Annotated in this window: 12 protein-coding genes and 1 pseudogene; 11 read left to right on the top strand and 2 right to left on the bottom strand. The window is 28.5% G+C overall.

The features are described 5' to 3' along the window. Positions 1-205: 205 nt before the first annotated feature. On the bottom strand, positions 206-391 hold the full coding sequence (locus GBZ86_RS07705) for a recombinase family protein (protein WP_152889347.1): 186 nt from the start codon (positions 389-391) through the stop codon (positions 206-208). 309 nt (positions 392-700) lie between these two features. Between GBZ86_RS07705 and GBZ86_RS07700 the strand changes: the two genes are divergently transcribed. The 11 genes and pseudogenes from GBZ86_RS07700 (at position 701) to cutD (ending at position 11,856) form a co-directional block, all read left to right on the top strand. Further along, the gene (locus GBZ86_RS07700; RefSeq protein ID WP_152889345.1) at positions 701-1,549 is read left to right on the top strand and encodes a carbohydrate-binding protein; all 849 of its coding nucleotides are present in this window, start codon (positions 701-703) and stop codon (positions 1,547-1,549) included. A 147-nt stretch (positions 1,550-1,696) separates the two neighbouring features. Beyond that, on the top strand, positions 1,697-3,019 hold the full coding sequence (locus tag GBZ86_RS07695; protein ID WP_152889343.1) for an amidohydrolase: 1,323 nt from the start codon (positions 1,697-1,699) through the stop codon (positions 3,017-3,019). 207 nt (positions 3,020-3,226) lie between these two features. Next, complete coding sequence (locus tag GBZ86_RS07690; protein ID WP_152889341.1) at positions 3,227-3,523, top strand: BMC domain-containing protein; 297 nt, start codon at positions 3,227-3,229, stop codon at positions 3,521-3,523. A 136-nt stretch (positions 3,524-3,659) separates the two neighbouring features. After that, positions 3,660-3,941 carry a BMC domain-containing protein gene (locus GBZ86_RS07685; protein WP_152889339.1) on the top strand — a complete coding sequence of 94 codons (282 nt, stop codon included), beginning with the start codon at positions 3,660-3,662 and terminating at the stop codon, positions 3,939-3,941. 58 nt (positions 3,942-3,999) lie between these two features. Continuing rightward, positions 4,000-4,302, top strand: coding sequence for a BMC domain-containing protein (locus GBZ86_RS07680; protein WP_152889338.1), 303 nt, complete (start codon positions 4,000-4,002; stop codon positions 4,300-4,302). Between the two features lie 97 nt (positions 4,303-4,399). Next, positions 4,400-6,097 (top strand): acetaldehyde dehydrogenase (acetylating), encoded by a 1,698-nt coding sequence (locus GBZ86_RS07675; RefSeq protein WP_152889336.1) that lies wholly within the window; start codon positions 4,400-4,402, stop codon positions 6,095-6,097. A gap of 58 nt (positions 6,098-6,155) precedes the next feature. Beyond that, a pseudogene (locus GBZ86_RS18710) lies at positions 6,156-6,413 on the top strand (pyruvate formate lyase family protein); the annotation flags it as partial. Continuing rightward, positions 6,399-9,578, top strand: a complete 3,180-nt coding sequence (cutC, locus tag GBZ86_RS07670) for a choline trimethylamine-lyase (protein ID WP_422678912.1) — start codon at positions 6,399-6,401, stop codon at positions 9,576-9,578. The pseudogene GBZ86_RS18710 and the gene cutC, both read left to right, overlap by 15 nt. A gap of 18 nt (positions 9,579-9,596) precedes the next feature. After that, positions 9,597-10,607 (top strand): DMT family transporter, encoded by a 1,011-nt coding sequence (locus GBZ86_RS07665; RefSeq protein WP_152889331.1) that lies wholly within the window; start codon positions 9,597-9,599, stop codon positions 10,605-10,607. 2 nt (positions 10,608-10,609) lie between these two features. Further along, positions 10,610-10,894 (top strand): hypothetical protein, encoded by a 285-nt coding sequence (locus GBZ86_RS07660; protein ID WP_152889330.1) that lies wholly within the window; start codon positions 10,610-10,612, stop codon positions 10,892-10,894. 20 nt (positions 10,895-10,914) lie between these two features. Beyond that, positions 10,915-11,856, top strand: coding sequence for a choline TMA-lyase-activating enzyme (gene cutD / locus GBZ86_RS07655; RefSeq protein ID WP_152889327.1), 942 nt, complete (start codon positions 10,915-10,917; stop codon positions 11,854-11,856). Positions 11,857-11,925: 69 nt separating this feature from the next. Here the strand turns inward: cutD and GBZ86_RS07650 are convergent. Further along, on the bottom strand, positions 11,926-12,189 hold a 264-nt coding region (locus GBZ86_RS07650), incomplete at its 5' end, for a helix-turn-helix domain-containing protein (protein ID WP_152889325.1).

The following is a 12,189-nucleotide window of genomic DNA, read 5'->3' as shown; positions in this document are numbered from 1 at the left end:
GATTTAACCTTGCACCATCTACATTATTTTTTATACTTTCGTAACATTCACGCTTAGGCTTATTTCATCCTTACGTTGTAGTTAATGTAGCTTTAGGAACTTCCAGCAGTTAAAGGAGTTTTAGGTAGAAGTATCTACCACTCTACGCTCTTTACGAACGTAGGGAGCTTTTTATCAAAAATATATTTGACTATATTTTTAACAACTATTTAGTTGCTCCTTCTCTTGCCCATTGCATAAGTTCAAGCCAAGTATCTCTATTTGCAAAACTTTTCCCAGATTTTTTTTCTTGAAAGATAGTTCTATCTGTTCCGCCCATTTCTTTGAAAAGATCAATTTGTCTTGTTAATTTTTGCTTTTCAGAAGATACTCTTGCGTAATAGTATATCATTTTAATTTATTCCTTTCTAAATAAGTTTATATAAATATTTTATTATATTGTGACTTATTTTGTAAATAAACAATTATTTTAGTGGAATTTTCAACCTTATAAAGTATTTAAAAATATTTTATAAAAAATAATCCCAAAAAAAATCTCATTTTTCAAAAAAAATCATATTATGATATTAAAAGAAGAAATATTAAATATTTCAATAAAAAATTTATAATAATAATTAATAAAATTAAACTTTTAATAATTTTATATTAAATTATCAATTATTAAATTAAAATTGATAAAAATTTAAGGAGGATACTTTATATGCAACAAATTAAGGATAAAAGTATATTGCCTCATTCTTCTGTTTTAGAAGATTTAAGTATGATAGGAGAGCTTTTTTCTATTGCAAATGTTGAAGGGCCTCAAATATCTAAAAGTAATTTTGATGCTATAGATGGAATTTTAGAAAATGGAGCTATATTGACAATTGATAATAAAAAAGTAATAAATATTGGAGGAATCAATGATGGTTCCTATACAATAAATTTTAATTCACCAGAAACTGCAAATTATAATGTAACTATAAAATATTCTTGTATTGATGGAGATAAACCTTTAAGAGTAGATATTAATAATGAATTTAAAACAGTTTATCATTTGCCAAAAACTGTTGATGATTCGGAAGATTCTGATGCAATATTTACTTTTAAAGCAAAATTTTATGAAGGAGAAAATAAAGTTAAATTTCATGGAGATGGAATTAATGTAGCTCCTAGTATATCAAGCATTAATTTTAATATTTTAAAATCATTAGGAACTTATAATTTGATGACTGTTAGTATAACTGAAGATGATAAAGAAAAAATAAATAATTCTATAAAAGAAAGTCCTATTTCAATAGGATCTTCTCAAGTTTTTAATGAAAATTCATTAAATCAAAATATTATGGAAGAAAAAATTGAACCAATAGAATTAAATTTAACTGTACCGTATGATGGTATATATGATTTTTCTATTCCATATATGGGCTTGGATAGTCATAATTTAAAAATTGAAGTAAATGGTATTGAAAGCGATATTTCGTCATATTTAAATATGCATAGTAAAGATGGAACAGTTGTTAAATTATTTTTAAAGGGTGGAGAAAATTTAATTAGAGTATATAATTAAAAAATTTATGTAATATTATAATATTTAATATAAAATTAAGTAGTATAATATATAATGAAGGTGTTGCAAAATGATTATTTTATAGTCTATTGGCAACCCTTCTTTTAATTAGAAAAATTTAAATTGAAAGGAATTTTGGTAAATAATATGACTAAGAAAATTTTAATAAATAATGCAACTATTCTTACTATGAATAAAAATAAAGATATAATAGAAAATGGTGTTGTTTTTATAGAGAATGATAAAATTGTAGATATTGGAAAGGAAGAACTTAAAAATAAATATAAAAAATTAGAAAATTTAAAAATTATAGATGGTGAAAAGGGAATTTTAATGCCTGGTATGATAAATTGTCATACTCATGCTTCTATGATTCCTTTTAGAACTTTAGCAGATGATTATAAAGATAGATTAAAAAAATATTTATTCCCTTTAGAACAAAAGTTAGTAAATAATGAATTAGTTTATATTGGTGCTAGATATGCAATTTCAGAGATGCTATTAAGTGGAGTAACTACATTTTGTGATATGTATTATTTTGAAGATGAGGTAGCAAAAGCAGCTGAGGAATTAAATATTAGGGGGATATTATGTGAGACTGTATTAAATTTTTCAGCACCAGATGCAAAAGAGCCTTATGGTGGATTAAATTATGCTGTGGATTTTATAGAAAAATGGAAGAATAATGAACTTATAATTCCAGGGATAGCCCCTCATGCTCCATATACTAATAGTGATGAAAGTTTAATAGAAGCCTTTAATATTTCTAAAAAATATAATGTACCTATAACCATGCATATAGCAGAAATGGATTATGAATGGAATAAGTATATAAAGGAATATGGATTAAGTCCAGTGGCATATTTAAATAAATTAGGTATATTAGACTCTAACTTTATTGGAGCCCATAGTGTGCTAGTAAGTAATGATGATATAGAAATACTTAAAGCAAATAACGTAGGCATATGTCATAATATAGGTTCTAATGCTAAAGGTGCTAAAGGGGTTATGCCTATATTGAAAATGAAAGAAAAAGGTATAAATATAGGATTAGGAACTGATGGTCCAATGAGTGGTAATACTTTAGATATATTAACACAAATGCCTTTAGTAGGAAAAATACATAAATTATTTAATAAAGATAGAACTATACTTCCATCTATAGAATTGATAGAACTTGCTACTTTAGGAGGAGCAAAAGTATTAGGTATGGACAATAAAATTGGTTCTATAGAAAAAGGAAAAAAAGCAGATGTAATACTTTTAGAAACTGAGTCTGTAAACATGCAACCAATATTTGATTATTATGCTACTATTGTATACTCAGCTAATTCATCAAATGTGGATACAGTAATAGTTAATGGTAGAGTAGTAGTTAGAAATAAAAAATTAATATCTGGAAATTTTAAAGATATAAGAAGTGATATGATAAATCTAACTAAAAAAATTAAAGAAGTAATAGAAAAATGATAAATTAAAATTAGGTTGTCTTATAATAGACAACCTAATTTTATAGCTTTTAACAGTTTATTTATTGTACTTTTTCTACTTTCTTAAATTTATAAAGTAGAAAAAATACAAAAAAGTATAAAAATATATAGGAAAATTACAATATGAAAATATTTAAATAAGGTAAAATTATTTTGTAAACGATAAACAAAGAAAGAAGGTTGTAATATGGGAGATGCTTTAGGCATGATTGAAACAATAGGAATGGTAACAGCAATAGAGGCAGCAGATGCAATGGTTAAGGCTGCTAATGTTCATTTAGTAGGATATGAAAGAGTTGGAGGTGGACTTGTTACAATAATGGTTCGTGGTGATGTAGGAGCAGTTAAAGCTTCTGTGGATGCTGGAATTTCAGCAGCGGAGCATATAGGAGAAGTAACTTCAAGTTATGTAATTCCTCGTCCTCATAGTGAAATTGAAAAATTACAAGGAACAATTACATCAGTACCAACTCATTTATTATAAATTTATAATATTAAGTCATATAAAAATATAAGGTAGAGTTTAAGATAACAATGTATTAAATGCATTATAAAAAAGATTGAAGAAAATAATTTGAATTAAAAAATGAAAAAGTAGATGAAACCTTAGGAGGAATATCATGGGACAAGAAGCATTAGGAATGATTGAAACTGTTGGTCTAGTAACAGCAATAGAAGCAGCAGATGCTATGGCTAAAGCAGCTAATGTAGATTTGGTAGGATATGAAAATGTTGGTTCAGGATTAATTACTGTAATGGTTCGTGGTGATGTAGGAGCTGTAAAAGCAGCAGTTGATTCAGGTATAGAAGCTGCACAAAAATTAGGTGAAATAGTATCTACACAAGTAATAGCACGACCTAATATGGATATTGATAAAATAATAGCTAATTATAAGCTTTAAAAATAATGTATATTTTACAAATAATTGTATAGGTAAAAAATTAGGAGGGTTAAAAATCATGAAACATCAAGCATTAGGTATGATAGAGACTAAGGGTCTGGTAACAGCAATAGAAGCAGCAGATGCTATGATGAAAGCTGCCAACGTAGCATTAATGGGTTATGAAAACATTGGTTCAGGAATGGTTACAGTTATGGTTAGAGGAGATGTTGGCGCAGTAAAGGCTTCAGTAGAAGCGGGACTTGAAGAGGGTGAGAAGATTGGAGAAGTTATAACAGCCCATGTAATAGCTCGTCCTCATACAGATATAGAAAAGATTTTAGCACAACATAATTTAAAAGTTGAAGAAGAATTAGATTAATTAAATATATTGAATTTTATAGAAGAATATTGAGAATTGATATGAGAATTTTAATAGAAATGGGTAGTACTTATTAATAGAGAAGGAGAGGTATACAATGGAATTTGCAGATAAAGATTTACAGTCTATTCAAGAGGTAAGATCATTAATATGTAAAGCTAAATTAGCTCAGAAAGAATTAGCTAAGTTTAATCAAGAATCTATAGATAAAATAGTTAAAGCTATGGCAGAAGCAGCTTTAGAAAAGGCAGAGCAATTAGCAAAAATGGCTGAAGAGGAAACTGGTTTTGGAAGATGGAAGGACAAAGTTATAAAAAATACTTTTGCAAGCAAATTTGTATATGACTATATAAAAGATATGAAGACTATAGGGATATTAAATGAGGACAAGGAAAAGAGAATAACTGATGTAGCTGTTCCAGTGGGAGTTATAGCAGGACTTATTCCATCTACTAATCCCACATCTACAGTTATATACAAAGCACTTATTTCTATTAAAGCAGGAAATAGTATAGTATTTTCACCACATCCAAATGCTAAAAAATGTATATTAGAAACTGTAAAGATTATATCAGAAGCAGCTAGACTAGCTGGAGCACCAGAAGGATGTATACAATGTATGACAATTCCTACATTAGAAGGAACAGATGAACTTATGAAACATGAACATGTTTCACTTATTTTAGCTACTGGTGGTTCTGCTATGGTTAAAGCTGCATATAGTTCAGGGACGCCTGCTATAGGAGTAGGTCCTGGAAATGGGCCAGCTTTTATAGAAAAATCAGCAGATATAAAATTAGCTGTTAAAAGAATTTTAGATAGTAAAACCTTTGATAATGGTACAATATGTGCTTCAGAACAATCTATAGTAATAGAGGAATGCATAAAAAATAAAGTAATAGAAGAATTAAAAGAACAAGGTGCATATTTCTTAACTGAAGAAGAAGCTAAGAAACTTGAAAAATTTATTATGAAACCTAATGGAGCTATGAATCCTAAAATAGTTGGTAAAAGTGTTCAAACTATAGCAAATTTAGTACATATAAATGTACCAGAAAATACTAGAGTTTTAATAGCTAAAGAAACAAGAGTTGGACATGAGTATCCTTATTCAAGAGAAAAACTTGCTCCTATTTTAGCATTTTATTGTGAACCTAGTTGGGAAAAAGCTTGTGAAAAATGTATAGAAATTTTAAATAATGAAGGAAAAGGACATACTTTAGTAATTCATTCTAATAATGAGAATATAATAGAAGAATTTGCATTAAAAAAACCAGTATCAAGACTTTTAGTAAATACTCCAGGAGCATTAGGAGGAATTGGAGCTACTACAAATTTAGTACCAGCACTTACTTTAGGATGTGGAGCAGTGGGAGGAAGTTCTACTTCAGATAATATAGGTCCTATGAATTTATTAAATATCAGAAAAAAGGTATATGGTGTTAGAGAGTTAGATGATTTTAAAAATAAAAAAAATATGGTTGATATAAATCTTTCAACTGCTGATATGAGATTTAATAATTGTGATTTAAAAGTTGAAAATATTGATACAAGATTTTTAGAAGAAAATTTATGTGCTAAGAATAAAGATGAAAGATTTAAAAAATATGATGAAAGATTTACTGAAGAAAGTTCATTAGATACGAGATTTAATGAAGATAAAAACAATTTAATAAAAGGTGAAGAGATTAATAAATCAATCAAAGAATCCATTAAAGATGAAAATAAAAAAGAAGTAACTGAAGAGCAAATAGAGCAATTAATTAAGGACGTATTAGCTTCATTAAATAGCTAAGAAATTTAAAATAATGAGCTTTATTGAAAAACTAATGATTTTAAAGGAGTGAAATTTAATGTTTAATGAAAATATATCACCTAGAAGTAAGGTATTAAGACAGAGGTTTTTATCTAAAGATTCTGGTATTTGTACAGAAAGAGCTGAAATAGTTACAAAAGCATATAATGATTTGTTGAGTGAAGAAATAGTGCTAAAAAAAGCTAAAGTTTTAAGCAAATTATTAAATGAAATGACTATTTGGATAGGAAAAGATGAATTAATAGTAGGTAATCAAGGAAAAGAGCAAAGACTTTTTCCTATGTATCCTGAATTTTCAAATAAAAGAAAAGAAGGAAATAAAAGTTCTGCTTATGATTTTATTGCTCAAGCTATTACATGTAAAGATGGAGTTTTTTATTCTCCAAACTATAATTTAGTTTTAACTAAAGGATTTTTAAACCTTAAAGAAGAGTCAACTAAAAATTTAGCTGAAATAGGTGTACCTAAAAGTATGTATGAGGTTGAAAAGAGAAACTTTTGGCAAGCAGCAGTAATTGCTTGTGATGCAGCTATAGATTTTGCTAATAGATTTTCTAAAAAAGCCTATGAGTGGGCACAAACTGAAGAAAATATTTATAGAAAAAAAGAGTTATTAGAAATATCAGAAATTTGTAAAAGAGTACCGGCAAATAAAGCTAGAAATTTTAGAGAAGCATGTCAATCATTTTATTTTATTCAATTAATTATGGGTATTGAATCAGGAACTTCTGCTGTTGCACCAGGTGGTTTTGATAAATATGTTTTTCCTTACTATGATAGTGATATAAAGTCTGGAAGATTAAATGAAAAAGAAGCTTATGAACTTGTAGAATGTTTATGGATGAAGTTAGCAGAAATAAGTGAGATTAGAGAAGATGAGGGATTTAAGGGATATCCAATGTTCCAATATGTTTATGAGGGTGGAACTTTAGAAGATGATAAGATTATCATAAATAATTTATCAAAAATATGTTTATCAGTAGCAAATAATTTTATGAAGGAAGAGCCTAAGCTTTGTATTAAATTATTTAATAGTTTTTTAGGAGAAAAAAATACTAATAAAGTTGATGAAAATATAATAGATGATAATCTTTCACCAAGAATAAGAAGATTAAAAGAAAACTACTTAAAAGCTAAACCAAGTGTATCTATTGAAAGGGCTAAAGCATTCACAGAAGTTACAAAGCAAAATCCTGGAATGCCTTTGATAATTTTAAGAGCAATGGCATTTAAAAAAGCTTGTGAAGAAGCACCATTATTAATTCAAGAGGATGAATTAATAGTTGGACATCCTTGTGGTAAGCCAAGAGCAGGGGCTTTCTCACCTGATATTGCTTGGCGTTGGGTAAAAGATGAGTTAGACACTATGAGTACAAGACCACAAGATCCTTTCATTATTAATGAAGAGGATAAAAAAGTTATAAGAGAAGAAATATTCCCATTTTGGGAAGGTCGCTCTGTAGATGAAGCTTGTGAAACACAATATAAAGAAGCTGGTCTTTGGTCTTTCTCAGGAGAAGCTTTTGTAAGTGACCTTTCATATCATCAAATCAATGGAGGTGGAGATACTTGTCCTGGATATGATGTAATATTAGTTGAAAAGGGTATAAATGGAATTAAAGCTGAAGCTGAAGAGAAGTTAAATAAGTTATTGATGGAGAATCCAGATGAAATAGATAAAATTTATTTCTATAAAGCTTCAATAATAACTTGTGATGGAATAATAGCTTATGCTAATAGACTGTCAAAATATGCTATGGAATTAGCTATGAAAGAAACAGATTATAGAAGAAAAGAGGAATTAATAAATATTGCTAAAGTAAATGCAAATGTGCCATTAAATCCACCAAAAACTTTCCAAGAAGCATTACAATGTGTATGGACTATTGAGTCATTATTTGTTATTGAAGAAAATCAAACAGGTCTTTCTCTTGGACGTTTTGATCAATATATTTATCCTTTTTATGAAAACGATATAAAAAATGGTAATATAACTAGAGACGAAGCGTTAGAAATGATTCAGTGCTTTTTAATTAAATGTTCAGAAATGATGTGGTTATCTAGTGAACTTGGTGCAAAATATTTTGCTGGTTATCAACCATTTATTAATTTAACAATAGGTGGACAAAAGCGTAGAGGGGGAGATGCAACTAATGATTTAACTTACTTAATTATGGATGCAGTAAGATTTACAAAGGTTTATCAACCATCATTAGCTTGTCGTATACATAACCAATCACCACAGGAATATTTAAAGAAAATAGTTGATGTAATAAAAGCAGGTTTAGGTTTTCCAGCATGTCACTTTGATGATGCACATATAAAAATGATGTTAAGAAAAGGATTTGACATAGAAGATTCAAGAGATTATTGTTTAATGGGATGTGTTGAACCTCAAAAATCAGGACGTATTTATCAATGGACTTCTACTGGTTATACACAATGGCCAGTGGCAATTGAGTTTGTACTAAATCGTGGAGTTATGAAATGGCATGGTACTAAACAAGGTATAGATACTGGTGATTTAAATCAATTTGATACTTATGAAAAATTTGATACAGCTGTTAAGAAGCAAATAGAATATATTACCAAACTTTCAGCTATTGGTACAGTTATAAGTCAAAGAGTACATAGAGATTATGCACCAAAACCATTAATGTCAATCTTTGTTGAAGGATGTATGGAAAAAGGCAAAGATATAACCCATGGAGGAGCAATGATTAATCATGGACCTGGATTAATTTGGTCAGGATTAGGAACATATGCAGATTCTATGGCAGCTATTAAAGAATTAGTTTATGATGAAAGAAAATATACATTACAACAAATTAGAGATGCTTTAGATAAGAATTTTGAAGGTTATGAAGAGCTAAGAAGAGATTGTTTAAATGCTCCTAAGTATGGCAATGATGATGACTTTGTAGATAGTATTGCATCAGATTTAATAGATTATACTGAAAAAATTCATAGAAAATATAAAACATTATATTCTACTTTTAGTCATGGAACTTTATCAATTTCTAATAATACTCCAATTGGAGAAATTACAGGAGCAAGTGCTAATGGACGTTTAGCTTGGACACCGCTTTCAGATGGTATAAGTCCAACTCAAGGATCAGATAAGTTTGGACCAACTGCTATTATAAAATCTGTAAGTAAATTAAATGTAGAGGCTATGAATATAGGAATGGTTCATAACTTTAAATTCTTAAAAGGAATTTTAGAGACTCCAGAGGGAGAAAATGGATTAATAACTTTATTACGTACATCATCTATATTAGGAAATGCACAAATGCAATTTAGTTATACAGATAATGAAATGTTAAAAAGAGCTCAAAAAGAACCAGATAAGTATAGAGATTTAATCATACGTGTAGCAGGGTATAGTGCATACTTTGTAGAATTATGCAAAGAAGTTCAAGACGAGATTATAAGTAGAACTATGTTAGAGAAATTTTAATAGAGAGGAGAATGCTTTATGGAAGTAGAAGTACTAGGAAGTAAAGAAGCAATTAAAGCTCAAAAGAAAGCACAAGCCAAATTTACTAAAAAAGGTTCTGTTATGGGAATAGTTTCAGCAATTACCTTTGGATTTTATAGTGCTGTATTGGGTGTAGCTTTAGCCATGGGACCTTTTACAGATGAAGCTAGTTTATTAGTAGCCCCTTTAGTAGGGGCTGCCATGAACGATAGCTTAGCAGCTTTATGGCTTTTAATTTATAATACAATTCAAGGAAGATCAAGAGAAATATGGAGAAGCTTAAAAACATTACCAGGTCTTATAGTGTGTTTAGCAGCTTTGTTAGGAGGTCCAATTGCAAATGCAGCTTACTTACTTGCAATTCAGTTTTCAGGGCCAGCTTATGCAATACCAATATCAGCACTTTGTCCAGTAGTAGGAGCACTTTTAGCTAGGATTTTCTTAAAGCAAAAGGTTACTAAGCGTGTAATGCTAGGAATAGTAATGTGTGTTACTGGTGCTGTTATTATAGGATATACACCTCCAGAAGGTGGAAGTATGCCATACTTTGTTTTAGGTTTAATATGTGCTTTTGTAGCAGCATTTGGTTGGGGCGCTGAAGGAACATTATCAGCTTTTGGTACAGCTTTAATAGATCCTAAAGTTGCTATAAATATACGTCAAGCAACATCTGGAATAGTTTTTATAGTAGTAGTAGTACCTATAGTTGGAGGATTAACTATGTTTGGTAAAGCTATGGTGTCACCTGCACCTTTAGTAATTATAGCAGTGGCAGCTTTGGCAGCAGCAGTATCTTTTCTAACATGGTATAAAGCAAATAGTATGTGTGGAGTTGCACAGGGAATGGCATTAAATAGCACTTATGTACTTTGGGGAATAATATTTTCTTATTTCTTAGGACAAGCTGAAATGACAACTACTTTAATAGTAGGAGCTATATTAGTAACTTTAGGAGCAATGCTTGTAGCTATAGATCCAAGAGAAATGTTCTCAAAAAAGGAGGCTTAATTATGAGACAGAAATTACCTATGAGATTTCGTATACTACATTTTTTTACAGAAGTAGAAGAAGCATCAGTATATGAAGTTTTAAAAGGTTTAAAAAAAGAATATGGAAGTGAAAAATTTTTTAAAAAAGATTTAATGATTGAAGATCTTTTATCCATGAAGGAAAATGGTTTAATTGATTCTAAAAGATTAGAACTTGTTAATGATGAATTAAACGTTTATTACAGTATAAATGAAGATGGAAAAAATTTATTGAAAAAATATCTTCCTAAAGCATGGAAATCATAATAGAAATAGGGTGACAAAAGATGAAAGTTAAAAGTAAAGGTAAGATTTTTAATATACAAAAATATTCTATTTATGATGGACCAGGAGTAAGAACAATTATATTTTTAAAAGGATGTCCCTTAAAATGTAAATGGTGTTCAAATCCTGAAGGCTGTTCATTAAATTATGATGTTATGTATTCTAAAACAAATTGTAAAGATTGTGGAATATGTATAGATGTTTGTCCTCAAAGAAAACATATTATGAAAAATATAAACTCACAGTTTCAACATGAAATAGATAGAACTATAAAATGTATAGGTTGTAGAGAATGTGAAAAAAAATGTCCTCATAATGCATTACATATAGTTGGAGAAGAAAAAACAGTAGAGGATATTATGGATATTATTGAACAAGATAGTGTATTTTACTTAACTTCTGGCGGTGGAGTAACCCTTAGTGGAGGAGAAGCTACAGCACAAGGAGAATTTGCATTAGAAATATTAAAAAAATGTAAATCTAAAGGTATTAATACAGCTATAGAAACTTGTGGATATACAGATTGGGACCTTTTAAAAGAATTATCTAATTATGTAGATTTGTTTTTATATGATATTAAGCATATAGATTCAGAAGAACATAAGAATTTAGTAGGTGTTCCTAATGATAAAATATTAAAAAATATTGCTAAATTATTTCATATAGGAGCTAATATAAGAGTTCGTATGCCACTCATAAAGGGCTTAAATGATTCAGATGATGTACTTATAGGAACTATGAAATTTATTAAAGCAATAAGTAAAGGAAAAAATTTAAAGGGAGTAGATTTGTTACCTTATCATAAATTAGGTATTAATAAATATAAAGAATTAGGAAGAGAATATTCTATTAAAGAAGATTTAACATATACTCAAGAAGAATTACAAAAAATAGAATATCTTTTAAAAGATTTTGATTTGCCTATTAAAGTGATAAAACATTAAAAAATAAAGCAAGCTTTCTACTATCAATTTTTACATAATATAATAGTAGAAAGCTTATTTTATTTTTTATTAATTAGAGGATAAAATTTTATGACTTTTATCAATATGCATTTTTCTATATTTACTTGGTGTAACTTTAATATGTTTTGTAAAAACTTTGCTAAAATATGCTGAATCTGTAAATCCTGAATCAATAGCTATTCTATAATTAGTATAAGAAGTATTAACTAATAAGGAGCAAGCATTGTTTACTCTTAAAGTATTTAAATAGTCACTATAACTAATACCAATTTCTTTTTTAAATAATCTACTTAAATATTGAGAGTTTATATG

Source organism: Clostridium tarantellae, from assembly GCF_009295725.1.
GTDB classification, from domain to species: domain Bacteria; phylum Bacillota; class Clostridia; order Clostridiales; family Clostridiaceae; genus Sarcina; species Sarcina tarantellae.
The sequence above is the reverse complement of the archived record's forward strand: the minus strand, read 5'-3'. Positions and strand labels throughout refer to the sequence as shown.